A 24,113-nucleotide genomic window follows, 5' to 3' on the forward strand; every position below is an offset into this window, starting at 1 on the left:
ACCAGAGGAGTTACCAGATGACGGTGATGAAATACCTGCCGGTTTTCAAGCTCCGGATCTGCAGCCTCATAACCTTCAGCGCCATAGTGGGCCTTATCTCTTCGGCCTCCGGCGGCTTCAGCTTTGGCAAGATGGCCTTCCTGGTCCTGGCAACCATGCTCGCCGCAGCCTCCGCGAGCGCCTTCAACCATTACTTTGACAGCGACATCGACTCGGTGATGAAAAGGACGAGCCGCAGGCCCCTGCCTTCCGGGGTAGCAGGCTCAAGGGTGGTGCTTGTCATGGCCGCCGCCCTTTTCATCCTTTCCCTGGCTGTCTCCTTTACCGCGCTCAACTACATGGTCGCCCTCCATCTCGCGCTCGGGGCCTTCGTCTACGCCATCATATACACCGTGTGGCTCAAAAGGAGGAGCTGGGTCAATATAATCATCGGCGGGCTTGCAGGCAGCTTCGCCGTGCTCGCCGGCGGCGCATCGGCAAGCCCGGACCTGTGTATGCCCCCGGTCCTTCTTGCCATAGTCATGTTTTTCTGGACGCCATCGCATTTCTGGAGCTTCGCCATATATCACAGGGACGAGTACGCGAAGGCCGGGGTCCCCATGCTGCCCGTAGTGGTCGGCGACAGGCGGACCGCCCTCTATACCCTTATAAATACTATCCTTCTCGTGACCTCCTCGCTCGTGCCCTGGGTCCTGGGCTACAGCGGGGTGGTCTATCTTGCATCGGCCGTTCTCCTCGGGGCCTATTTTATCTACTGGAATGTAAGGCTTGTGCGGGACCCGGCAAGGGAGATCGCCTGGAAGAACTTCAAGGTATCCATGCTATACCTGGGGGTGCTTTTCACCTCTGTCATAGTTGACATGGCCGTAAGGAACATGGGATAATTCTAACCGAAAGGCGGCCCCCAAAGCCATTCTACAAAGTTCTTGACAAGGCAATGGGTTGACTGTATTCTTTGTTTCTCAAATTTCCTTATACCAAGGAGGACTCACATGCGTAAAATATTAGGAATTGGCATACTCGCTCTCGGTCTCGCCGCTTTCACAGTACCTGCGATGGCCGCTGACGGCGCAGCTGTCTACAAGGCGAAGTGCGCTCCGTGCCACGGCGCCGACGGACAGGGCACCGCGATGGCCCCCGGCTTCAAGGGCAGCGAGTGGGTAAGGAGCACCGCTGACGCCGAGATCGCCACCGTCATCACAGCCGGCCGCGAGGGCGCCGCGAAGAAGTACAAGCAGTTCGCCATGGGCATGCCCAAGCAGAAGCTCTCCGACGATGATGTAACGGCCGTTGTGGCCCACATCAAGGGGCAGGCGAAGTAAAAGTTTATTAAGCTCTACTCGAAGGGCCCGGTCTTTCCGGGCCCTTTCTTTTTCCCCGCAATTTGAAGCCGCTCGATGCCGTTTTTTTTTATCTTGATGACAGCCGGACGCAGTTGACAACCGTTTCGAAATCATCGATAATTGCTGGATAATATTTTTTAAAATCCTACAATAAAACCCATTCTTTTTAAGGTTTTTCAGTTCAATGGAGCAACATCCATCTGTCGCTTTTTTAGCGGCAGATTTGAACTCAATAAGAGCCCGAACCATTATTAATTGCTAACACGCGAACAATCGGAGGTGGAACTTGTCAGGCTCAAGGTCTGTATATGTCGGCATCGACATCGGCTCAGTAAGCGCCAATACGGTAGTACTTGATGAGCACAAAAACCTGCTCGAAGAACATTACACCAGGACCAAAGGCGAACCCTTCGAGACATCCCTCGCTATCCTCACAGAACTGATCGAAAAATACGGAAAAGCCAATATCAGGCTCGTGGCCGCCACCGGCTCCGGCGGTAAGCTCATAGCCCCTCTCATAGGCGCCGGCTTTACCAACGAGGTCATAGCTCAGGCCAAGGCGACCGCGGTCTTCCATCCTGAGGCGAGGACGGTAATAGAGATGGGCGGACAGGACGCCAAGCTCATCTTCCTCACCCCGGAGGGCGAAGACGGCAATCTCAGGATGTCTGATTTCCAGATGAACTCCGTTTGCGCCGCCGGCACAGGCTCTTTCCTCGACCAGCAGGCATGCAGGATGAACCTTACGATAGAAGATTTCGGGCACCTGGCCCTGAAGGCCGAACACCCGCCAAGGGTCGCCGGAAGGTGCTCGGTCTTCGCCAAAAGCGACATGATACACCTCCAGCAGATAGCTACCCCCGACTACGACATCGTGGCCGGGCTCTGCTACGCGGTCGCGAGAAACTTCAAGGCCACCATTGGAAAAGGCAAGGACTTCATAAGCCCGGTCTCCTTCCAGGGCGGAGTTGCCGCCAACCTCGGCGTGAGAAAGGCCTTCAAGGAGGTCCTTGAGCTCGAAGACAAGGACTATATCATCCCGGCGCATTATGCTTCGATGGGAGCCCTCGGGGCTGTCTTTACCTGCCTTGAGATGGGCAAGGCCATAGGCGCGTTCAAGGGCGTGGAGGGGCTTCAAAACTTCATGGCCACTGGCAGGAAGAACGACAGGTCGCTTGAGAAGCTTCAAAGGCCCGAGGGCCATCCCTCTCAGAGGATGAGCGCCGCTGGCTATGAGCTTCAACCGGGCAGGAAGATAGACGCCTACATGGGCATCGACGTGGGCTCGACCAGCACGAACGTCATCCTCGTCGACAGGGACCTGAAGCTTATAACCAAGAGGTACCTCGCTACCGCCGGGCGCCCGCTTGAGGCGATAAGAGAGGGGCTCAGCTCGGTCGGGGACGAATGCGGCGAGTACGTGAACGTCATGGGCGTCGGCACGACCGGCTCCGGCAGATATCTTTCAGGCGACTTCATCGGAGCGGATATCATAAGGAACGAGATAACCGCGCAGGCCACAGCCGCCGCCGAGATAGACCCGGAGGTCGACACCATATTCGAGATAGGCGGCCAGGACTCGAAGTACATTGCCATGAACGACGGCGTTGTCGTTGACTTCGAGATGAACAAGGTATGCGCCGCGGGCACGGGGTCGTTCCTCGAGGAGCAGGCGGAAAGGCTCGGCATAAGCATCAAGGGCGAGTTCAGCGATCTCGCGCTCGGCAGCCCCACCCCGCCCCCCATGGGCGAGAGGTGCACGGTCTTCATCGAATCAGACATGGTCAGCTTCCAGCAGAAGGGCGTTGAGAAGGACGGGCTCGTGGCCGGCCTCTCGTACTCCATCGTCCACAACTACCTTAACAGGGTCGTTGGAGACAGGAAGATAGGCAACAAGATATTCTTCCAGGGCGGCACAGCCGCGAACCTGGGGGTCGTGGCGGCCTTCGAGAAGGTCACTGGCAAGAAGATCACCGTCCCCGAGAACCACGACGTGACCGGCGCCATCGGCGCGGCCATACTCGCGGCAAGGGAGATGCCTGCCGGGGCCAGGACCAGGTTCAAGGGCTGGGACGCGGGGAAGAAGAAGTACGAGCTTACCTCTTTCGAGTGCAGGGACTGCTCGAACGTCTGCGAGGTAAGGAAAGTCGTCATGGACGGCGAAGCCCCGCTCTATTACGGCGGCAGGTGCGAAAAGTACGACGTGAAGAGGGACGACAGCAAGAACAGCCACCTTCCGGACCTTTACAAGGAGAGGGAGAAGCTCCTCTTCTCCGCCTATACAGGCAAGGTCGCCGGTAAGGCCGCCCCTGTCATAGGCTTCCCCAGGATGCTCACCATGTACGAGCTCTACCCGTTCTGGAAGGCCTTCTTCGATGTCCTGGGCTTCAGGACCCAGATGTCGTCGCCGACCAACAAGGATATAATAAAGAACGGCATAGAGCAGATAGTGACCGAGACCTGCTTCCCGATAAAGGTTGCGCACGGGCACGTAAACGAGCTTGTCGAAAAGGGCTTGAAGAAGATATTCATCCCTTCGATAGTGAACATGAAGCCCGCCAAGGAAGGGCAGACCGCTACACAGCTCTGCCCCTACGTGCAGACGATGCCGTACCTTTGCAACTCGGCCTATGACTTCAAGTCCAAGGGCGTAGAGGTGCTCGCCCCGGTTATACACTTCAACACCAAAGAGTCGATACTGAAAAAGGAGTTCTACGACTTCGGCAAGACGCTCGGCAAGGGCAGGGGAGAGGTCGACAAGGCGCTCAAGGCGGCTTTTGGCGCGCAGGACTTGTTCAAGAAGAGGCTCCTTAAGCGCGGCAAGGAGGTCGTGGATGGCCTTAAGCCCGATGACACGGCCCTCGTCATTGTGGGCAGGGCCTATAACACTATGGACTCAGGGATAAACCTCGAGCTCCCGCAGAAGCTCCGCGAGATGGGCACTATCGCCATCCCCTTCGACATGCTTGACCTCGACAGCGCCACCGACGAGACCCTGGGCGTGGACATGTACTGGAGGAGCGGGCAGAAGATACTCGCGACAGCGAAGATGACGAAGAACGACGAGAGGCTCTTCGCGGTCTACATAACCAACTTCGGCTGCGGCCCCGACTCGATGATAACCCACTTCTACAAGGACCTGTCAGGCGGCAAGCCCTTCCTCCAGCTCGAGATAGACGAGCACTCCGCCGACGCGGGGGCCATAACCAGGTGTGAGGCCTTCCTCGACTCGATCAGGAACACAAAGGGCAAGCTCAAGATAAGGTCCGAAGAGAAGGCAGCGCTCAAGCGCACCAATATCAAAAAGAAGCTCTACATCCCGAACATGTGCGACGGGGTATACGGCATGGCCGCCGCCTTCCAGGCCTGCGGCCTCGACGCCGAGGTCATGCCCGCGCCGGATGACGAGTCCCTCAAGTGGGGCAGGCGCTACACCTCCGGCAGGGAGTGCTATCCGACGATACTGACGACCGGGGACATGGTAAAGATAGTCAAGAGGGAGGACTTTGTCCCTGAGCGTAGCGCCTTTTTCATGCCGTCGGGCGAAGGCCCGTGCAGGTTCGGCCAGTACAACAGATTGCACAGGCTCATACTCGACGAGCTCGGCTTCAAGGATGTCCCGGTCTTCGCGCCTGACCAGGACGGCAAGCTCTACAAGGAGCTCGATATCGTCGGCGGCAACTTCCCGAGGCTCGCGTGGTGGGGGATAGCAGGCATAGACCTCCTTGAGAAGAGGCTCTTCGAGACCAGGCCCTACGAGAAGAACCCTGGCGAGACCGAGCGCGTCTACTGGCAGGCCGTAAGCAAGCTCTGCGACGCGGTAAGGCAGAAGAGGTTCCCGGACAAGGAGCTCGAGGACGCAAGCGAGGCCTTCAACAGGATACCCGTGAGCGAACCGGGCAGCAGGCCCGTCATCGGCATAGTCGGCGAGATATACGTCCGGAGCAACAGGTACAGCAACGAAGGTGTCATAAAGAAGCTCGAGTCCCTCGGCGCCGAGGTGCGGATCCCCACCATAGGCGAGTGGATATACTACACCAACTTCTGCAACAAGCGTAAGAGCTGGGAGAGAGGCCAGTTCAGCGACTACTTCAGGACCATCGCGAGCGAGTTCTTCCAGAAGAGGGACGAGAAGAAGATGGAGGATATCATCAGCCGTGACCTGAGGGCCGGCCACGAGCCGCCCACCAAGGAGATCCTCCGGAACGCGGCCCCCTACCTGCACGACTCGTTCGAGGGCGAGGCGGTCCTTTCTATCGGCAAGTCGATAGACTATATCTCGAACGGGGCGCACGGCATAGTCAACGCCATGCCCTTCACCTGCATGCCGGGTACTGTCGTAAACGGGCTCCTGAAGACGGTCCGCGAGGACAACGACAACATACCCTACCTCAACATGGTCTTTGAGGGCAACGAGGACACCAATGCCGTTACCAGGATGGAGGCCTTTGTCCACCAGGCGAGGGAGTTCATGCTGAGGAACCGAGAGGGTGTCCAGACAAAGATAAACCACTCAGAAGAAGCCCCGGCGTACAGCGCCTAAAAGATGGAAGAAGCCGTAATCATCGTTCTTTCGGTCCTGGTCCTGGGCCTTGTTGCCGCCCTTTTCATGGCGGCAAAGGCCCGGGGCACGGACTCCTTCCAAGCCGGGATAGATTCCTTAAGGTCAGAGGTACAGAAGTCCCTTACAGAGACCACCAGGCACATAGACAGCCAGCTCGCCTCAGTTACCGGCCAGGTCGCGGAGCAGCTCTCATCTGTAGCCAGCCAGCTCAACTCATCCACAGGCCAGATAAACAATCGAATGGACAACGCACAGAGGGCCGTGGGCGAGGTGCGCCATGCCCTTGGCGAGCTTACGAAGGCGACCGAGCAGGTCTTTGAGATAGGCAAGAGCATCTCAGGGCTTGAAAAGATACTCGCCGCGCCAAAGGCAAGGGGCGGGTTTGGTGAATTACTGCTTGGCGAGCTTCTTTCGCAATGCCTTCCTGCAGACCGGTTTGAGCTGCAGCACGGCTTCTCGGACGGCGCAAGGGTCGACGCTATCATAAGGCTTAAAGAGGGGCTCGTGCCCATAGATTCGAAGTTTCCGCTGGAGAACTTCAGAAAACTGATCGAGGCGCAGACTGACGATGAACGGCGAGGAGCCGGAAGAAGGTTCGCGACCGATTGCAGGAAACATGTCGACGCGATAGCCTCGTCCTATATCCGCCCAATCGAGGGCACCTTGAGCTTCGCCTTGATGTATGTGCCTGCCGAGAGTGTCTATTACGAGCTTATAACCAGGACCGACGACAGCGGGGCCGCCCTTTCCGATTACGCCCTTTCGAAGAAGGTCGTGCCGGTCTCTCCAAACAGCTTCTACGCCTACTTGCAGACCATACTCATGGGGCTCAAGGGCATGGAGATAGAGGAGAGGGCCGGGGAGATACTCGCTCACCTCACAAGCCTTCGGGGCGGGTTCGAGAGGTTCGCGTCCGACCTCGACACCCTCGGAGGCCACATATCGCGCGCCAAATCCAAGTACGACGAAGTGGAAAGAAAGGCCCGCCAGTTCGGGGAGAGGCTGGAGGCCGGGGCAGGAGAGGAGAGGGAGAAGGTTTAGCATTATTTCATCCCCCTTTTCTAAAGGGGGATTGAGGGGGCTTATAAAATCGACGAAAGATAATCTCCCCCTGCCCCTCTTTAGAAAAGAGGGGTAAATCGCTCAGAATGACAATAAGTCCCTCCCCGCCCTTGACGGGAGGGGATTGAGGGCGGGTTCAGGTTTAAAACCTGAACCCGTAGATTTTGTACTTAAAAACACATCGGGCATAAGGCGTAGCGAGCCTAAGGGTGGGGGAAGGGCGCGCGAGCCGGGGAAGCAGGAGCGAGGGCCGAATGGGCCGAGCCTTATGCCCAGAAAAGCGCGGCAGCGCGCAAAAGGTTTTTTGCAATAGAGCTGAAAACAGATTGCTCGTTTTTCGCTCGATAGCATCTCCTCCCGACCATCTCCCCAGGGAAGAGGGTTAAATCCGAATACTCTTTTCCATTTGCCTCCAACTCCCCTCAGTCGTATCATTAGAAGTTGGAGGTTTTTTTATTTGAAAAGCACGCAAAGCGGCGAGCGGCTTAAAGTCGGCATCGCCCTCGCCTCTCTTTACATACTCTGGAGCTCGACCTACCTTGCCATAAGGATAGCGATAGAGTCGATCCCGCCCTTCATGATGGCTGGCTTGCGTTTTTTCATTACCGGATGGGCGCTCTACCTTTTTTTGAGGTTACGCGGGGTCGGCGCGCCTGAGAAAAGGCAATGGCTCGCTGGCGCGGCCGTAGGCGCTCTACTCCTCCCTGTCGGCAACGGCGGGGTCGTCTACGCAGAGCAGTGGGTGGCCTCATCTCTTGCGGCACTTGGGGTGGCGACCGTCCCCCTTTGGACGGTACTCTTCGGCTGCCTCTGGAAGAGGCGTCCCACGTGGATAGAATGGGCAGGCGTTCTCCTGGGCCTTGCCGGTGTGGTGCTCCTCAACTTTGAAGGTGACTTGAGGGCGCACCCTATAGGCGCTTTAGCCCTCGTAATAGCCACTATCGGCTGGTCTTTCGGCTCTGCATGGGGTAAGGAGCTGCCGCTCCCAAAGGGGCTTATGAACGGGGCGGTGCAGATGATATCCGGCGGCGCGCTCTTTTTCGTGATGAGCGTCCTCTGGGGCGAGCCGATGCCGGACGCGGTCTCCTCCCGCTCTCTCATCGCGCTTATATATCTCATGATCTTCGGCGCGTTAATAGGCTTCAGCGCATATACATACCTCATTAATAACGTCCGGGCATCCCTTGCCACATCATACGCTTATGTAAACCCGGTCTTTGCCGTGCTCCTTGGCGTTGCCGCGGCTGGCGAGAGGATATCAGCGGCAGGGGTGGCGGCAATGCTCGTCATAGTGGGCGCGGTAATGCTCGTCCTTTTGGGCGGCCCTTCCATGAAACAGAGCGATTGACTTGGCATGTTCTTTTGCCGTATCATATTTTAATCGAGATAGTCTTGAAATCTTTAGCGTCCAGAGGATAAAGTGAAAAAGAAAACCTACAACGTTGCCATTGCCGGCGCAACCGGCGTGGTCGGCAGGGAGTTCATAAAGATACTCGAGGAGAGGGACTTTCCGGTCGGAGAGATAAAGCTCCTCGCCTCCGAGCGGAGCGCCGGGACAAGGATAGAGTTCAAGGGCAACGAAGAGCTCGTGACCGACCTCGACGACGAGACCTTCGAGGGTATTGACATAGGCCTCTTCTCACCCGGCGGGAGCGTGAGCGCCAAGTACGCGCCGAGGGCCGCAAGAGCGGGCTGCATAGTCATCGACAACACCAGCCACTTCAGGATGGACCCTGACGTGCCGCTCGTCGTGCCCGAGGTCAACCCCAAGGACATCGGCCTCTACAAGAAAAAGAAGATAATAGCCAACCCCAACTGCTCTACCATCCAGATGGTGGTCGCCTTAAAGCCCATCCACGATAAGTACAGGATAAAGAGGGTAGTCGTCTCCACCTACCAGTCGGTCTCCGGCGCGGGCAAGGAGGCGATGGAGGAGCTTTCAAGCCAGGTAAAGGATCTCTTCAACATGAAGGAGCCCAACGTCAACGTCTTCCCGCACAGGATAGCATTCAACTGCCTGCCGCAGATAGACTCCTTCCTTGATAACGGATATACGAAGGAAGAGATGAAGATGGTCAACGAGACGCACAAGATATTCGGCGACGATAGCGTAAAAGTGACCGCAACGACCGTAAGGGTGCCGGTCTTCGTGGGCCACTCGGAATCGGTCAATATCGAGACAGAAAAGCCCATCGACCCGAAGGATGTCCAAAAGCTCCTCTCCAAGGCCCCCGGCGTCGTTGTCATAGACGAGCCCAAGGAGAGCGCCTACCCCATGGCAGTCGACATAGCGGGCCAGGACGAGGTCTTCGTCGGCAGGATTAGGAGGGACGACACTGTCCCCAACGGCCTCAATATGTGGATAGTGGCCGATAACCTCCGCAAGGGCGCGGCCCTTAACGCCGTGCAGATTGCCGAGGTACTCATAAAGGAATATATCTGATACCTAACAAAAATCGGAGTTTTTCAGCAACCTGCTAAATTTCAAGCCCTCTCCCGTAAGGGGGAGGGCTTTTTGTTTGGGCCATGCGCAATATAAAGCTTTTAATAGAGTACGAAGGCACCAACTACGCCGGATGGCAGGTGCAGGCGGGGCTCCCCACCATACAGGGGGCGCTTATAGAGGCCGCTTCCCGGCTTACCCATGGGCAGGCCCAGGTTGCCGGGGCCTCGCGAACAGATGCCGGGGTGCACGCCTTGGGGCAGGTGGCGAGCCTCAGAACAGATTCCAGCATCCCAAGCCACAAGATAATGCAGGGCATGAACTTCTTCCTTCCGAAGGATATCGTCATAAAGGAAGCGGCTGAGGCGCCGCCGGATTTCGACCCAAGGAGGGGCTCCAAGGGCAAGGTCTATCTATATAGGATAATAAACAGGGACCACCCTTCGGCCATCGTCCGCAACTTCACCTGGCACGTCTTCGCCTCCCTTGACATCGCCGCCATGCGGCAGGCCGCGGCTCATCTGATAGGAGAGAAGGACTTCTCATCATTCAGGGCGGCTGGCTGTGAGGCCATCCATCCTATAAGAGAGGTCACCTCCGTTGAGCTATTCGACAGGGGAGAGGGGCTTATCGAGATAGAGGTCAGGGGAACGGCCTTCCTCCGGCACATGGTCCGCATAATGGCCGGAACCCTTGTCGCCGTTGGCAAGGGGAAGATAAGGCCGGATGAGCTCCCGGACATAACAGAGGCGAAGCAGAGGGCTGCCGCCGCCATGACCGCCCCGGCGCAGGGGCTCTGCCTGGTGAAGGTGGAATATTAACGGTTTTCCTGTTTATTCTCGCTAAAGACGCCCTCTTCATCGCAACGCAAGTCCTTTAAAACCCTTGTTTTTCCCTTTCCCCTGTAGCATACTTTATAGCTGGATAAATCTCATTAAGGAACGGTTTTTCTATGGAAATAACGCTCGGACCGGTCCTCTTTGATTGGCCGAAGGACGAGGTCTTGAAGTTCTATGAAGAGGCCTCCAGGATGGATGTTGACAGGGTCTACATCGGCGAGGTGGTCTGCACCAGGAAGATAGGCCTCAGGATGAACGACATCGAGGGGATAATAAAGCTTCTCCAGGACTCTGGCAAGAAAGTGATCCTTTCGACCCTCGCGGTCATATCGAACGAGGAGGAGCTTGAGTTCACGAGAAAGCTCCTTCATCTCCCATGCCCGGTCGAGGCCAACGACATGTCCGTCTTCAACATGGCAGGGGAGAGAGAACTTGTCGCCGGGCCTCATATCACCGCCTATAACGCGCCAACGATAGAGTTTTTTAAGTCCATCGGGGTAAAAAGGGTCGTCTTCCCCGTGGAGCTGCCGAAGGCGTCTATCGAGCACGACCTGAGGGCCACCGGCATATTCGGCGAGGTCTTCGCCCACGGCAAGGTCCCCCTTGCCTTCTCGTGGCGGTGCTACACCTCCCGCGCCTTCGGTCTCAATAAGACAAATTGCAAGCACCACTGCATGAAGTACCCCGATGGCATGGAGTTGAAGACCGTTGACGGCGAGCCGATCTTCAGCGTCAACGGCACCTCGATATTGAGCGCGAGCACCTATTCGCTCGTTGAGTTCGTCGAGGACCTTAAGGGCATTGGCGTCGGCGCCTTGCGGATATCCCCTCAGTACAGGAATACCGCGAAGATAGTCGAGGTCTTCAGGGCGCGGGTCAACGGCACGCTCGGGCCCGGCGAAGGCATGAAGGAATTGAAGGCTGTTACGGAAGGGAGCTTCTCAAACGGCTGGTACCATGGCGGTGCCGGCAAGGAGTACTTAAACGCGGTCCTCGGTTGACCGCCGAAAGGAGTCGTCATGGCAGATCTCCTCGATAAGGCGTTGCTCATAGGCTTGGGCCTTGAAAAAAAGGCCAAAGAGGTGCTTGAAGAGCTTGAAAGGTCCGGGAAGGGCTCAAAGGAAGGGACCGGCGAGGCCGGGCTGCCCACCAGGGAAAAGATAGAGAACAAGGTGGTCGATGAGGGGGTAAAGGCCCTCGCGGACTTCCTTTCCCTTATAAGGGGCGCCAGGGAGAAGCTCGAAAAAGAGCTGTCATCTTCCTCTGAGAAGGTGCTCGACAAGCTGAACGTCGCGACCATGGACGATGTGGAAGTCATAAAAGAGATGGCAAGGGTGGCGAGAGAAAAGGTCGACAAGCTCGAAAAGCGGGTCGCTGACCTGGAGTCCCGTCTTGAGAAGGACGAGTTGAAGGAGGAGATGTAAGTCAGCACCCTATGGCAGCGAGCGCTTACAAAAACATACGCAGGCTCAATCGGATAGTCATAACCCTCATAAGGTACGGCTTCGGGGGCCTCGCCAGGGACCTGAGGGTGTTGCCCTCGTTCGTCCCGGCTATAGAGCGGCTCTTCATCTCGAAGAAGGCCAGGGACTTAAGCGCGCCGGTGCGCATACGCCTGGTGCTTGAAGAGCTTGGCCCGACCTTCATAAAGCTCGGGCAGATAGCCTCTACAAGGGCCGATATCCTCCCGCCGGACTGGGTCGAGGAGTTCAAAAAGCTCCAGGACATGGTCCCGCCGGTAGAGTTCGAGGAGGTCAGGCGGATAATAGAAGGCTCTTTCAAGGCGCCCATAGGGGCGAAGTTCGCCTCTTTCGACACTGAGCCGGTGGCCTCTGCGTCGATAGCGCAGGTCCATTACGCGGAGCTATTTGACGGAAGCAAGGTCGCCGTCAAGGTCAGGAGGCCGGGCATAGAGCGCGTCATCGCCTCCGACATATCGGTCATGCACACCATCGCCGGGTTGCTTGACAGGTACGTGTCTGCGGCCCGCCGCTACAGGCCGCACGAGGTGGTAAGCGAGTTCGAGAGGGTAATAAAGAGCGAGCAGGACCTGACCATCGAAGGCGTCAACCTGAACCGCTTCAGCGATATCTTCAAGGACGACCCGCATATCCAGATACCGCGCGTCTTCTGGGACTACACCACAGAGGACGTCCTCACCATGGAGCGCATAAGCGGCACGCCGATAGACGAGGTCGAAACACTCAAGTCCAAGGGCATAGACATCAAAGAGGTCGCTGTCCGCGGCATAGGCATCTTCTTCAAGCAGGTATTCGAGCATGGCATATTCCACGCCGACCTCCACCCCGGCAACATCTTCGTAAGGGACGACGGCGTTATTATCTATCTCGACTTCGGCATCATCGGCAGGCTCGACAGGGACTTGAGGAAGTACCTCGCCAGCATGCTCTTCCACCTGGTGCGCTCGGACTACTACAGGATGGCCCTTGTGCACAGGGAGATGGGCCTTATCGGCGACGACGTGAGCCTCTCTGAGTTCGAGGAGGCGCTCCGCGACATATCGGTGCCCATCTTCGGCAAGTCCCTTGAGAAGATAGACATCTCGGGGCTTCTTATGAAGCTCCTCCAGACTGCCAAGCGCTTCAATATGAAGCTTCAGCCCAACCTCCTTCTTCTTCAGAAGTCGATGGTCATAATAGAGGGCGTGGGCAGGCAACTCTACCCGGATGTAAACATGTGGGAGGTCGCCAAGCCTCTTATCTTCAAGTGGATGGCGAAAGAGAAGCTCTCGCCTAAGATGATAGCCGAGAGGGGCAGGGAGAAGCTCGAAGAGATAATGGAGACGGCCTTTGACCTGCCGGTTAACTTCAATACCCTCCTGAGAAGGACCCTCAGGGAGGACATAAAGATAGGTTTTGTCCACCACAGGCTTGAAGAGGTAACAAACGAGCTTGAGAACGCCGGCAGGAGGATAGGCGGCGGCATAGTCGTAGCCGCGCTCGTCATAGGGGCCTCGCTCGTGGCTGTTTTCTCGAAAGAGGCGACGACGTTTCTGGGCCTCCCTGTGTTGAGCGGCGCCGGTTACCTGGTCGCCGCCATTATGGGCTTGAGGCTCTTCAGGAGGAGCGGCAGGAATGGAAGATAGCAAGGTAAAGGTGGTCGCCATAATACAGTGCGACTTCGCGAAGGAGCGCTGCAGCGGCTTTTGCTGCGTAAACTCATTCTCTAAAAGGATAGACGCCTTTGCGGGATATCCCAAAGATGCCGAGATAATGGCTGTGCCATTCAACTGCGGCGGCTGCCCCGGCAGGAGGATATCCCGGTCTGTGGCTCATCTGGTGAAGAGGGCCAAGAAGAAGGCGGAGATAGAAAAGGACGAGATCGTCTTCCATCTTTCGTCATGCATGGTAACAGACAACGGCCATTATCCGCCGTGCCCGCACCTGGATTATATCGAGAAGATATTGATGAGGAAGGGCGTTAGATATAAAAAGGGGAGCTACAGGAGCAAGACCGCGACAGCGAGGCGGCAGGCGGGGGTTTACGAGCCGTTCGAGTTTTAATTCCCCTCTTTAAAAAAGAGGGGAAGGGGAGATTACTCGCCTTCGTCGCGCCTTGGTCTATTTTGTGCTGACGCTCTGCGACAAAGAAGATTTTGTCATAAGGAGTTTTTAGATGTCCGAGAAGATGACCCACTTCGGGAACCAGACCATCCCGGAAGGTGAAAAAGAGAAGAAGGTCAGGGAGGTATTCGACTCTGTAGCCTCCAGGTATGACCTCATGAACGATCTAATGAGCTTCGGCGTCCACAGGTTCTGGAAGAGGTTCGTCGCCGCTGAGACGGGCTTGAGGCCCGGGCAGTCGGCGATAGATGTCGCCGGAGGCACCGCCGATATATCTCTACTCATGGCAGACAGGGTCGGCGAAGCCGGCAATATCGTCGTCTTCGACATAAACGGCGAGATGCTTAAATACGGCAAGGAGAAGTGCGTTGACCGCGGGTACCTGAAGAACATCCGCTTCGTGCAGGGCAACGCCGAGGACATAGCCTTCGATGATAATACGTTCCATTGCGCAACCGTCGGCTTCGGCATAAGGAACGTAACGCACCTCGACCGGGCTTTCAGGGAGATGACAAGGGTAGTGAAGCCCGGAGGCAAGGTCATCTGCCTTGAGTTCTCGCACCCGACGAGCAAACTATTCAAGAAGGCCTACGACCTCTATTCGTTCAGCTTCATCCCGAACGTGGGCGAGATGATAACCGGCAACAGGAGCGCGTACGAGTATCTGCCAGAGTCTATCCGCAAGTTCCCGCCGCAGGAGGAGCTGAAGAAGATAATGGAGGGGGCCGGGCTCTGGAAGGTAAAATACCACAACCTCATGAACGGCATAGCGGCCGTGCACGTGGGGGTGAAGGTGTAGGTTTTTTTTGCGTCGAAGCAATATCAAAGGATTGATTAATTAAAACCAGATTGCTTCCCCTCACACGCTCGCAATTACAAGGTATCTATCCCCCTTTTCTAAAGGGGGATAGAGGGGGATTATTTTTGGTGCGCACGGCGCACCCTGCGGATAAGCTCCCCATCCCCTCTTCAGGAAAGAGGGGTATAAGAAAATCATTCTGAACATAGCGGAAAATCAAGCCAGGTGAAAATTGAAATGGAAGAGATAAAGAAGCAGCTGAGGGAAGAGCTCTACAAGGGCCTTCGCCTGCCGTTGAAGGCGATCCCCCTCTGGATGGAGGCCATAGGCGTCGGTGTATTCATCAAGAGCATACTCGAGAAGAACCCGTCGTTCAGAGAACGGCTTGGCGAGCTCGACGACAAAGTATTCATGTTCGAGGCAAAGGACCTCGGCAAGGGCTTCTTCATGCATATAAAGGACAACGACATAAAGGTCAAGCCGCATAGTGTGCGCGCCCCGGACGTCACCATGAAGGGAGAGATGAGCGTCCTCATGGACGTCCTTCTCGGCAAGGAAGACCCGGACACTGTCTTCTTCTCAAGGAAGCTTGAGATAACGGGAGACACCGCTACAGCGATACACTTCAAGAACCTGTTGGCGGCGTTGGGATAGGACCCTTTGCCGTCGACGCTAAGTTGTTTTTAAAAGAACCCTGAGGGTAAGGTGAGCGAGCCGGGGGAGAACGAGCAGGGGGGGAGAAAGCGACACGAGCCTTAGCCCTCGAACCGCACGGCAGTGCGGAAAAGGAATGGTGCGCAGAGCGCACCCTACAGGGCTGACCGGGTGCGTGCGGATTAACCAAAAAGTGGGGTAGTAGCATGGATTGGCCGGCCTTTATCGCCGCGTTATTGACCAGTCTCGGAGGAACCGGGATTCTCATCGCCATTGCTGTGTTTCTTGGCAAAAAATGGCTTGGATCTCGAATTGAGCAGCTTGTTAAGCATGAATATGATAAGAAGCTCGAAGAACACAAGGCAGAACTTCAAGCACAGGTGAACAGATCTGTTGAGGAGATGAAGGCTGAGTTTCAAGAGGCTGTTGATCAAAAGGCGACGGATAAAACTCTTTTTGCCAAGTTTCTGGATACGCTCCCATCCTCTGGCAGTATCGAGTTCCTTAAGACTTTTGATATGGGATTTGGTTCCTTCGAAACGGAGCAATTATCTCAATTAAAAGATTTTTATTATAATTGGAACAAGCCAGAATACGAATTTCTTGATTCAGAATTGGAAAAGAAGCGCAGAGAATTACGCAACGTTGTGCAAAAGTATCTTGATTCTTATAGCAAGAATACATTCCTTACATACGACATAGATCAAAAACGTGCTTATGTGCTACCAGAATGGAAGATAACACAGCCTGAAAATTATCGTCAGGCTATAGAAGAACTGAACTCTTTGGCTGATGAAGTGGTAAAAGCGCATACGGATTTAGTCCGTAGCGCTCGGGTTAAGCTGAAATGCTGAGTGTTAGAATGAAGCAGATAATAATCCGGAACTTAAACCGCTAATAGCATCCCGTCTGAATAGTTTGAGGTCGATTGCCTACTCTGATCGGGCGGGATTCGAGTAAAATAGGAGGTCTGTAGTGCTGAAAAAAGGTGAGATCGATAGCAAGAAGATGCTTGTTAAAGATGTTTTTAAAATGTGGTTTCGAATCCCAGAATATCAGCGGCCTTATGTGTGGGGATATGAGGAAATTACGGATCTCTTAGATGACCTTTCATTTGCACACAGCGAGAAACCGGATTCAGAATATTTTCTCGGCTCTTTTGTTTTTCAAGCAAAGCCAGCAGACCCAGGGCTTGGGCGGAAGTTTCCTGAAAATGACCTGCTTGACGGACAGCAGCGAATGACGACCCTGCTTCTTTTGATGGCTGTTATTCGAGACCTCTCAAATGACCCTAGTATCAAAAACAAATGTCAGGAATATATATTTCAAGAAGCCGACAAGGTTGAAAAAATACCCGAACGAGTCAGGGTGGTTTTTGCTATACGTGATGTAGTTCAAGAGTTTATTGATCAATACGTTAAAACCAAAGACGGCACGAGTGACGAAAAAGCGATAGAGCAGATAGCGAAGAAAACACAGGACGTATCTGTAAGAAATATGGCGGAAGCCATTTTGGAAATTCGGGAATATTTTAAGCAGGAGGGTGCTTCAAAACCCGATGAATTACTCACTTTTATAGCAAATAATGTTTTAATGATCTATGTTGCCACAGAGAACCTGGAAGACGCATTCCGTATGTTCACAATACTCAACAATCGTGGTATCCCACTTCGTAATAGTGATATTCTAAAGTCTCTGAATCTGGGAGCTTTGGAAACAGAGAAAGATAAGCTCAAATATGCAAAGCTGTGGGAAGAGGCAGAGGGCGAGCTTGGCGATGACTTTGACCGTTTTCTGAACTATATTCGAACTATTCTTGTTAAAGAAAAGGCACGCCTTAGCCTTTTGCAGGAGTTCGAGGATAAGATTTATGACCCGAAAGAAAAGGATAAATCTACAGGGAAGAAAAAGCCAGCTCTGCTTAAGAAGGGAAAAGATACTTTTCTTCTTGTCGAGAAGTATTTAAAGCATTATAAGGCGCTGTTAGGAGGCCAAAACTATGATGAGGTCGGCAAGAGCTTCGAGTTTGACAACCTAATCAAGGTGATGCTTACCGGTCTGCCATCTACAGATTGGGTACCGCCTTTGCTACGTTATTTTGACAAATTCAACTATGATAGACTATATGAGCTTTTAACAAAGCTCGATAATAAGTTTTCGGGCGATTGGATAGCCCAATATTCGCCAACTGAGCGTATAGAAGCGATGAATAATGTTATAAAGGCTATTGATACCTCAAAAAGGCCGGATGATGTTTTTCGCTCTGGATGCTTTAATATCGACAAAGACTCTTTTGCCCGGATACTTGAAGGGCTAGTATACGGGAAGCGATTTGTTCTCTATATGCTTTTGAAGCTTGATTATTTGTATCAGAACCACGACCAGAAGATGCACTTTGAAACCTTGTCAGTCGAACATATTCTCCCTCAGACCCCTGCAGAGGATAGCCGGTGGATAAAAGACTTCGCACCCAAGGTGCGGGAAGAATGGACGCATAGACTGGGGAATCTGGTTCTTATCACTAGACGCAAAAATACTTCGCAGGGTAGGTTGGACTACAAAGAAAAGGTCAATAAATACTTCAGTAAAAGTATTGACACCTGTCCAAATTCGCTGCGGGTACTTCAAAAGTACAAAAGCTGGACTCCTACAGAACTAAAAGAAAATCACAAGACGGTTTTCGAAAATATCCTTAAGCATTACGAAATTAAGGTGTAAGAAGAACGTAGATAAAATACCACTCGCATGAATGGAGTAAGAGTTTTTTTGTAAGACTTAAATGAATCAAGAAAGGTATTAATAAAGGAGCCTTCTGACTATACGCGTTTGAGCGGTATCACTTCGGGGGGGCGCCGCTGATATGCTTCGTTCAGGTCAACCTTGCAAATACAAGCTCATCCCAAGCGAGGCTTAAGATACCGTTCGACCTTTAAAGCAAAGCACGGGTCCGCCTAATCTACACATCAGGCTCACAGGCCAAAGGGTGGCATAGGCTCATCTCCCCCGTAATTACCCCGGCGTCCCGGGGTAACTTTTACCAAGTTGCGGCCTTAAAATCCACTGGTTCTAATATACAATGGTGGGCTCCGCCCACCATTGTATATTTAGCGACACAGCCGCATAGGGTGCGCTGTGCGCACCATTTTTTTAAAGGCACAGGGGGCATAAGGCGGAAGGAGCTTGAGGTTGGGGGAAGGGCGAGCGAGGAGGCAGGGGGCGGATAGCGACTGGAGCCCTATGCCCAAAGAAGCCCGGCAGGTCGCAAACGGTATTTGGCGACAAGGACAAAATCAGATTCTTCGCTCCGCTCAGAATGACAAACTGAATCTTCCCTCATCCCGCGCTTAGCCCCCCTCTCCCCAAGGGGAGAGGGTGACCGAGAAATAAAAAAGGCGGGTTTTCACCCGCCTTTTTCTAAATGATGAGATTGCTTCGTCGCTAAAGCTCCTCGCAATGACAGTCTTGTAGGGTGCGCTGTGCCCACCATTCACTTCAATACGAGATCCTTCGGTCGCTTCGCTCCTCGCAATGACCGCCCCGCCTTACTCGAACGATATCTCTTTTATATTCTTCGCTAAAATCCTGTAAGTGCCATAGCTGGTCGTGCCGAGGAAGCGCTGGTCGTTCTCCAGGCTTATCGCCACCACGTCCCCGCTCTTCATCGTCACTTGAAAATCGCTCTTGTTGTTGTTGCCTGTCCCTGTCGAGGTAATCTTCTTTATCTTCTCGAATGAGACGGTAACCGTCCCTTTGCCGCGGTTGCCGATGAAGAAGATGTTCCCTTCCCATGAGGCGTTGGTGACCTTTGTAGTTATCTCCTGGTCGTCCTTTACTGTGGCGTTAAAGCTGATCTCAGGGACCGGCACATCAGAGCCGGGGCCCTTCCCCATGCCAACGAGCATCACCCAGACGAAAAGAGCGGCAAAGACCCCGAAAGACCTTTTTATGCGCACTGTCGACCCTCCCAATCAAAAATTGACTAATTATTGCAGGCATAAAGCCCAAAAGTCAAGGATTCGGTGTAATATATAGGTACATAGCATGCAGATATTCCCGTTAAGGAGCTTTTTTAGCCCCAATAGCCGCATGGCCGCCTAACCCAAGGCAATATTTGACAAAATCAGCTTTTTACCGTATAATGCTATCCGCTTATGGCTACGAGGATCAACTTCATAGACCTGTACTCTTTCTACAACGACCTTGACGCGAGCGTAATAGAGACCCTCATGGAGGGGCGCAATATCACGTGTTCGATAAGGACGCTCGGCAAGGTGCGCTTCGCGACAGACATGGGCGCGTACCTCGAAACGAGGATAGCCGTTGAAGAGGGCAGTATCGAGAACGCCCGGAAGATAATCAGGGACGCCATAAGAAACGGGGTCATCTCCAAGGAAGGCAAGTTCAGGACCTGACCGGTCCCGTTAAGTTTAGGTCTATCCGTGGCCCTTGCCCCGGCAACTCTCACCCTCCGCCATCAACCGTTCAGATAAATGGAATCAGGGCTTATAGGATCTGTAAGGGAAAGGCTCAAGGCGGCCCGCTCTCTGGTGGTGCTTACCGGCGCCGGGGTATCGGCTGAAAGCGGCGTGCCAACCTTCAGGGGGGCTGAAGGGCTTTGGCGTAACTTCAACCCCCAGGAGCTTGCCACCCCTGAGGCCTTTGAGGCTGACCCCAGGCTTGTATGGGAGTGGTATGACTGGAGGCGCTCGATAATAGCCGGGATCAGGCCAAACCCCGCCCATTACGCGCTCGCGGAACTTGAAAGGCGCTCCCCGGGTTTTACCCTTATAACCCAGAACGTGGACGGCCTGCACGGCGCGGCCGGGAGCAGGAACGTCCTTGAGATACACGGCTCCATCTGGACCGTCAGGTGCGTTGAGTGCGGAAATTCAAGTGAAAACAGGGATGTGCCGATAAAGATATTACCCAGGTGCTCCTGCGGCGGGCTCCTTCGCCCCGGTGTCGTCTGGTTCGGGGAATCGCTTCCCGAGGAGGTCCTCTATAGGGCCTTCGAGGCCGCTTCATCGGCAGACTGCATGCTGGTGATAGGTACTTCAGGCATCGTCCAGCCAGCGGCCTCTTTGGCGGCCAGGGCAAAGGGGGCGGGGGCCTTTGTCGCGGAGATAAACCCGGAGGCAACGCCGCTGTCTGATATAATGGACGCCAGGCTTCCGGGTAAGGCCGCGGAGTTGATGCCAAGGCTCGTTTGAGACGTTCCTGTAGAAATTCGCACCTGACATAAAGTATAATACTGCCCGGCTAGAAAGGCTTATGGCAGATTACCGAGAACAAGGAGGGTAAATGAAGGTCTTTACCAGCGCTATCAGGGTAAGGTCGAGTGCCAAGACCGAGGAGGTCAACATAACAAACCAGGTGGAGGCCGTTATGATGGAAAGCGGCATCTACGAAGGGACGGCCCTTGTCTTTACGGGCCATACCACGGCGAGCATTCACCTCAATAACGCTGACAGGGACCTCGAAGAGGACTTCCATAACTTCCTAAAGGAAATGGTGCCCAATAAGCCCACCTACAAGCACAATAAGGGCGAGTACGGCAGGAACGCCGACGCCCATCTGAAGTCATTGCTGATAGGCAACAGCGTTACCATACCAGTAACAAAGGGCAGGCTTGCCCTGGGCCAATGGCAGGCCATTTACTTCTCGGAGTTCGATGGGCCGAGGAGCAGGCTCATCTCCATAAAGGTCGTCGGGGCTCCCGAGGCCGGCAGCAGGTAGGGCTTTGAGGATAATCGGGGGCAGGTTCAAGGGCAGGAGGCTCGCTCCCTTCAAGGGCCTCCATACAAGGCCGACCTCTGACAAGGTAAGGGAAGCGGTCTTCAACATACTCCCCGGGGAGTTTCCCTTCAGGAGCGTGCTCGACCTCTTTGCGGGAACCGGGGCAATGGGGATAGAGGCCCTTTCCCGCGGGGCTGTCGAAGCCACCTTTGTAGACAGCGACCCGGCGTCCCTGGCCGTTATAAGAAAAAACATGGAGCTATGCGGCCAGCAAGCCCGCGTGATAAAAAAAGACGCCGTCGCCGCGGCAGCCGATCTTGCGCGCAGGGGCGAGAGCTTCGACCTGATTATAATCGACCCCCCATACAGCTCAGAGCTCCTTCTGGAGACGCTAAACGCGATAGACCGCGGAGGCCTTCTGGCCCCCGGCGGGATAATAGTGGCCGAGTCCGGCAAGAGGGCCCCGCTTGAAGCGGACTTCACCGGTATAGAATCATTTGACCAGAGGGGGTACGGCGACACCCTGGTCTATTTCCTGAGACGCCGGGAGGGTACAGATGCCTAAGCACATAGGCGTATATCCGGGCACGTTCGACCCCATCACCAGGGGACACCTCGACGTCATCGAGCGCGGCATAAAGCTCTTTGACGTCCTTATAGTCGCGGTTGCCGAAAGCCTCTCCAAGGCCCCTTTCTTCGACGTCGAGGAGAGGCTTGAGATGATACGCGACGAGGTAAGGAAGTACAAAAAGGTAAAGGTCGAAAGCTTCGACTGCCTTCTCATGGACTACATGAAAAAGAAGAAGGCGAATATCGTGCTGAGGGGCCTGCGTGTGGTCTCTGATTTCGAGTTCGAGTTCCAGATGGCGCTCATCAACCGCAAGCTCGACCCGACCGTAGAGACGGTATTCATGATGACCTCTGACAACTACGCGCCTGTAAGCTCCAGGTTCATAAAGGAGATAGCCCGCTACGGCGGGGACGTAGCCGCGTTCGTAACGCCGGGGGTCTCAAGGAAGCTCAGGAAAAAGTTCAAGGAAAAGGATCTGGACGCGGCGACATAGGTCGCCGGGGCAGGGCCGGTTAGAACATTTCATCAAGGAGCAGCTTTAATATGTTCAAGCTTTCGCAAAGGCTTTCAGGACTCGAAGAATCTGTAACGCTCGCGATAACCGCCAAGGCGCGGGCCTTGAAGGCCGAAGGAAAAGACGTTGTTGGCTTCGGCGCCGGCGAGCCCGACTTTGACACCCCGGAGAACATAAAAGAGGCCGCCATAAAGGCCATCCGCGACGGGCAGACAAAATACACCGCCGTTGGCGGGATAAACGAGCTAAAGGACGCCATAATAGGGAAGTTCAGGAGGGACAACGCCCTTACCTACGGAAGGGACGAGGTAATAGTCTCCTGCGGCGGCAAGCACTCCATCTTTAACCTGTTCCAGGCGGTCCTCAATATCGGCGACGAGGTCATAATACCGGCCCCGTACTGGGTATCATACCCGGTGATGGTAGCCCTGGGCGGCGGGACCCCGAGGGTCGTCCACACCAAAGAGGCCGACGGCTTCAGGATGTCGCCCGAGGCGTTCAAGGCGAGCATCGGCCCGAATACCAAGGCTGTCGTCATAAACAGCCCTTCAAACCCCACCGGCGCGGCTTATACCGAAAAGGAGCTTCTTGAGCTCGCCGAGATAGCCCTTGAGAACGGCCTCCTTATAATATCTGACGAGATATACGAGAAGCTCACCTATGACGGCTTCAAGGCGACCTCGATAGCTTCCATTTCCGATGAGGTCAAGAAGAGTACGGTCGTTTTAAACGGCGTATCAAAGACCTATTCTATGACAGGCTGGAGGATAGGGTACGCGGCAGGGGCAAAGGAGATAATAAAGGCCATGACCAATATCCAGAGCCAGTCTACCTCTAACCCCACGTCGATCAGCCAGTGGGCGGCAGTAGAGGCTATAAGCGGCCCGCAGGACGCGATAGCCATGATGGTCAGGGAGTTCGGCAAGAGGCGCGACGCCATGGTCGCGGGCCTTAACGCCATAAATGGCATAAGCGCGATAACACCCCAGGGCGCCTTCTACGTATTCGCCAACGTATCGGGCCTCTTCGGGAGGTCTTACAACGGGAAGATGATAAAGGGCTCGGTCGACCTTGCGACATATCTTATCGACGAGGCTGGGATAGCCGTTGTACCGGGAGAGCCGTTCGGGGACGATAACTTCGTAAGGCTCTCCTACGCTACCTCGATGGAGAATATATTGAAGGGCGTCAAGAGGATAGGGGAGGCGGCAGGGGCGCTTAAGTAAGCCGCAAGGATTTAAAAAAAAGAGGCCAGCCGTTATTAGGCTGGCCTCTTCTCATTTCCGCGATATGGCAAGATACCTTTTGTGCGCTGCCGCGCTTTTTTGGGCATAAGGCTCTGGCTCGCTTTCCGCCCCATCCTTAGGCTCGCAACGCCTTATGCCATGGCTTATTTAAAAAAAAATGGAAGAAAATAGATTTGTCCTAAACCCTCTCCCTCTCCCCGAACACCTCCGCCTCAAAGATATAGATATCCGCCCCTTCTCTCCATGCGTTCGGCTCAAGGCCTGCCTTTATGCATGTCTCGTCGAGGAACTCCTCCCTGTCGAAGCCGTGCTCCGAGGCCACCTGCGGAAGGAGCACACCCCTGTTTCGCCCCTGCATTATGTAGATCCCGTGGCGGCCTACCTCTATCTCGTTTATATCTTTTATCTGACGTAAAGGGGAAAGGACCGATATCTCGATATCGATCTCAGGAAGCTCACCCTTTTCAACCGGCACGAACCTCGGGTCTTTTGAAGCCGCTGAACAGGCCATCTCCTGCACCGTCTTCCATAGCGGGTCTTTCGAGGCGAATACGCCTATGCAGCCTCTTAAGCGCCCGTTCTTGTGAATGGATACGAAGGCCCCTGAGTCCTGCTTGATGGCCTCTGACTCCAGAGCAGGGTTCAGTACACTGAGTTTTTTCGTGACCGCGGCCTCGATAGAGGTTCTGGCGGCCTTGAGCAGCTCTTGCCTTTCCTGTACGTTTAAAGACATATGTATACCTATCGTCGTGGTTTG

23 protein-coding genes are annotated in these 24,113 nt (G+C 54.5%); 21 read left to right on the forward strand and 2 right to left on the reverse strand.

The genetic code is table 11. The features are described from left to right. Positions 1-17 precede the first annotated feature (17 nt). The 15 genes from A2V21_308465 to A2V21_308535 all read left to right on the forward strand — a co-directional run bounded on the left by A2V21_308465 (position 18) and on the right by A2V21_308535 (position 18,006). On the forward strand, positions 18-884 hold the full coding sequence (locus tag A2V21_308465) for a protoheme IX farnesyltransferase (protein OIJ74286.1): 867 nt from the start codon (positions 18-20) through the stop codon (positions 882-884). Positions 885-992: 108 nt separating this feature from the next. Then, positions 993-1,322 (forward strand): hypothetical protein, encoded by a 330-nt coding sequence (locus A2V21_308470; GenBank protein ID OIJ74287.1) that lies wholly within the window; start codon positions 993-995, stop codon positions 1,320-1,322. A gap of 307 nt (positions 1,323-1,629) precedes the next feature. Beyond that, a complete protein-coding gene (locus tag A2V21_308475) occupies positions 1,630-5,886 on the forward strand; it encodes a hypothetical protein (protein ID OIJ74288.1) in 4,257 nt (1,418 codons plus the stop codon). 3 nt (positions 5,887-5,889) lie between these two features. Beyond that, entirely contained in the window at positions 5,890-6,948 is a 1,059-nt protein-coding gene (locus tag A2V21_308480) for a hypothetical protein (protein ID OIJ74289.1), read from the forward strand. A gap of 478 nt (positions 6,949-7,426) precedes the next feature. Continuing rightward, positions 7,427-8,317 (forward strand): drug/metabolite exporter YedA, encoded by an 891-nt coding sequence (locus tag A2V21_308485; GenBank protein OIJ74290.1) that lies wholly within the window; start codon positions 7,427-7,429, stop codon positions 8,315-8,317. 72 nt (positions 8,318-8,389) lie between these two features. Then, positions 8,390-9,412, forward strand: coding sequence for an aspartate-semialdehyde dehydrogenase (locus A2V21_308490; protein ID OIJ74291.1), 1,023 nt, complete (start codon positions 8,390-8,392; stop codon positions 9,410-9,412). Between the two features lie 83 nt (positions 9,413-9,495). After that, positions 9,496-10,233 carry a tRNA pseudouridine(38-40) synthase TruA gene (locus tag A2V21_308495; GenBank protein OIJ74292.1) on the forward strand — a complete coding sequence of 246 codons (738 nt, stop codon included), beginning with the start codon at positions 9,496-9,498 and terminating at the stop codon, positions 10,231-10,233. Between the two features lie 131 nt (positions 10,234-10,364). Further along, the gene (locus A2V21_308500) at positions 10,365-11,252 is read left to right on the forward strand and encodes a hypothetical protein (protein OIJ74293.1); all 888 of its coding nucleotides are present in this window, start codon (positions 10,365-10,367) and stop codon (positions 11,250-11,252) included. 18 nt (positions 11,253-11,270) lie between these two features. Beyond that, positions 11,271-11,675, forward strand: coding sequence for a hypothetical protein (locus A2V21_308505; protein OIJ74294.1), 405 nt, complete (start codon positions 11,271-11,273; stop codon positions 11,673-11,675). An 11-nt stretch (positions 11,676-11,686) separates the two neighbouring features. Further along, a complete protein-coding gene (locus A2V21_308510) occupies positions 11,687-13,357 on the forward strand; it encodes a 2-polyprenylphenol 6-hydroxylase (protein ID OIJ74295.1) in 1,671 nt (556 codons plus the stop codon). After that, complete coding sequence (locus tag A2V21_308515; protein OIJ74296.1) at positions 13,347-13,775, forward strand: hypothetical protein; 429 nt, start codon at positions 13,347-13,349, stop codon at positions 13,773-13,775. Before A2V21_308510 ends, A2V21_308515 begins: the two co-directional genes overlap by 11 nt. Positions 13,776-13,887: 112 nt before the next feature. After that, positions 13,888-14,634, forward strand: coding sequence for a bifunctional demethylmenaquinone methyltransferase/2-methoxy-6-polyprenyl-1,4-benzoquinol methylase (locus A2V21_308520; protein ID OIJ74297.1), 747 nt, complete (start codon positions 13,888-13,890; stop codon positions 14,632-14,634). Positions 14,635-14,871: 237 nt separating this feature from the next. Next, positions 14,872-15,288, forward strand: coding sequence for a hypothetical protein (locus tag A2V21_308525; GenBank protein OIJ74298.1), 417 nt, complete (start codon positions 14,872-14,874; stop codon positions 15,286-15,288). 206 nt (positions 15,289-15,494) lie between these two features. Further along, on the forward strand, positions 15,495-16,142 hold the full coding sequence (locus A2V21_308530; protein ID OIJ74299.1) for a hypothetical protein: 648 nt from the start codon (positions 15,495-15,497) through the stop codon (positions 16,140-16,142). A 154-nt stretch (positions 16,143-16,296) separates the two neighbouring features. Continuing rightward, complete coding sequence (locus tag A2V21_308535; protein ID OIJ75124.1) at positions 16,297-18,006, forward strand: hypothetical protein; 1,710 nt, start codon at positions 16,297-16,299, stop codon at positions 18,004-18,006. A gap of 824 nt (positions 18,007-18,830) precedes the next feature. Here A2V21_308535 and A2V21_308540 read toward each other — a convergent pair. Further along, entirely contained in the window at positions 18,831-19,241 is a 411-nt protein-coding gene (locus tag A2V21_308540) for a hypothetical protein (protein OIJ74300.1), read from the reverse strand. A gap of 198 nt (positions 19,242-19,439) precedes the next feature. Between A2V21_308540 and A2V21_308545 the strand changes: the two genes are divergently transcribed. From A2V21_308545 to A2V21_308570, 6 genes are all read left to right on the forward strand, one after another. Further along, positions 19,440-19,700, forward strand: coding sequence for a hypothetical protein (locus tag A2V21_308545; GenBank protein OIJ74301.1), 261 nt, complete (start codon positions 19,440-19,442; stop codon positions 19,698-19,700). 78 nt (positions 19,701-19,778) lie between these two features. Then, complete coding sequence (locus A2V21_308550; GenBank protein ID OIJ74302.1) at positions 19,779-20,498, forward strand: NAD-dependent deacylase; 720 nt, start codon at positions 19,779-19,781, stop codon at positions 20,496-20,498. Positions 20,499-20,589: 91 nt separating this feature from the next. Continuing rightward, the gene (locus tag A2V21_308555; GenBank protein OIJ74303.1) at positions 20,590-21,024 is read left to right on the forward strand and encodes a hypothetical protein; all 435 of its coding nucleotides are present in this window, start codon (positions 20,590-20,592) and stop codon (positions 21,022-21,024) included. A gap of 4 nt (positions 21,025-21,028) precedes the next feature. Further along, entirely contained in the window at positions 21,029-21,589 is a 561-nt protein-coding gene (locus tag A2V21_308560; protein OIJ74304.1) for a 16S rRNA (guanine(966)-N(2))-methyltransferase RsmD, read from the forward strand. Beyond that, positions 21,582-22,088, forward strand: coding sequence for a pantetheine-phosphate adenylyltransferase (locus A2V21_308565; protein ID OIJ74305.1), 507 nt, complete (start codon positions 21,582-21,584; stop codon positions 22,086-22,088). The genes A2V21_308560 and A2V21_308565 overlap by 8 nt, the downstream gene beginning before the upstream one ends. Before the next feature lie 50 nt (positions 22,089-22,138). Further along, positions 22,139-23,335, forward strand: a complete 1,197-nt coding sequence (locus A2V21_308570) for an aspartate aminotransferase (GenBank protein ID OIJ74306.1) — start codon at positions 22,139-22,141, stop codon at positions 23,333-23,335. 199 nt (positions 23,336-23,534) lie between these two features. Here A2V21_308570 and A2V21_308575 read toward each other — a convergent pair whose 3' ends face one another. Beyond that, positions 23,535-24,089, reverse strand: coding sequence for an AMMECR1 domain-containing protein (locus A2V21_308575; protein ID OIJ74307.1), 555 nt, complete (start codon positions 24,087-24,089; stop codon positions 23,535-23,537). Positions 24,090-24,113: the final 24 nt, after the last annotated feature.

The sequence above is a fragment of the Deltaproteobacteria bacterium GWC2_55_46 genome, assembly GCA_001595385.3.
Taxonomy (GTDB): Bacteria; Desulfobacterota; GWC2-55-46; order GWC2-55-46; family GWC2-55-46; genus UBA5799.

Excerpts from the sequence above, each read along its gene's own strand:
- A2V21_308465 (OIJ74286.1), top strand. The coding sequence starts at position 18 with ATGACGGTGATGAAATACCTGCCGGTTTTCAAGCTCCGGATCTGCAGC.
- A2V21_308470 (OIJ74287.1), top strand. The coding sequence starts at position 993 with ATGCGTAAAATATTAGGAATTGGCATACTCGCTCTCGGTCTCGCCGCT.
- A2V21_308480 (OIJ74289.1), top strand. The coding sequence starts at position 5,890 with ATGGAAGAAGCCGTAATCATCGTTCTTTCGGTCCTGGTCCTGGGCCTT.
- A2V21_308495 (OIJ74292.1), top strand. The coding sequence starts at position 9,496 with ATGCGCAATATAAAGCTTTTAATAGAGTACGAAGGCACCAACTACGCC.
- A2V21_308500 (OIJ74293.1), top strand. The coding sequence starts at position 10,365 with ATGGAAATAACGCTCGGACCGGTCCTCTTTGATTGGCCGAAGGACGAG.
- A2V21_308505 (OIJ74294.1), top strand. The coding sequence starts at position 11,271 with ATGGCAGATCTCCTCGATAAGGCGTTGCTCATAGGCTTGGGCCTTGAA.
- A2V21_308510 (OIJ74295.1), top strand. The coding sequence starts at position 11,687 with ATGGCAGCGAGCGCTTACAAAAACATACGCAGGCTCAATCGGATAGTC.
- A2V21_308515 (OIJ74296.1), top strand. The coding sequence starts at position 13,347 with ATGGAAGATAGCAAGGTAAAGGTGGTCGCCATAATACAGTGCGACTTC.
- A2V21_308520 (OIJ74297.1), top strand. The coding sequence starts at position 13,888 with ATGTCCGAGAAGATGACCCACTTCGGGAACCAGACCATCCCGGAAGGT.
- A2V21_308525 (OIJ74298.1), top strand. The coding sequence starts at position 14,872 with ATGGAAGAGATAAAGAAGCAGCTGAGGGAAGAGCTCTACAAGGGCCTT.
- A2V21_308530 (OIJ74299.1), top strand. The coding sequence starts at position 15,495 with ATGGATTGGCCGGCCTTTATCGCCGCGTTATTGACCAGTCTCGGAGGA.
- A2V21_308535 (OIJ75124.1), top strand. The coding sequence starts at position 16,297 with ATGCTTGTTAAAGATGTTTTTAAAATGTGGTTTCGAATCCCAGAATAT.
- A2V21_308545 (OIJ74301.1), top strand. The coding sequence starts at position 19,440 with ATGGCTACGAGGATCAACTTCATAGACCTGTACTCTTTCTACAACGAC.
- A2V21_308550 (OIJ74302.1), top strand. The coding sequence starts at position 19,779 with ATGGAATCAGGGCTTATAGGATCTGTAAGGGAAAGGCTCAAGGCGGCC.
- A2V21_308555 (OIJ74303.1), top strand. The coding sequence starts at position 20,590 with ATGAAGGTCTTTACCAGCGCTATCAGGGTAAGGTCGAGTGCCAAGACC.
- A2V21_308565 (OIJ74305.1), top strand. The coding sequence starts at position 21,582 with ATGCCTAAGCACATAGGCGTATATCCGGGCACGTTCGACCCCATCACC.
- A2V21_308570 (OIJ74306.1), top strand. The coding sequence starts at position 22,139 with ATGTTCAAGCTTTCGCAAAGGCTTTCAGGACTCGAAGAATCTGTAACG.
- A2V21_308575 (OIJ74307.1), bottom strand. The coding sequence starts at position 24,089 with ATGTCTTTAAACGTACAGGAAAGGCAAGAGCTGCTCAAGGCCGCCAGA.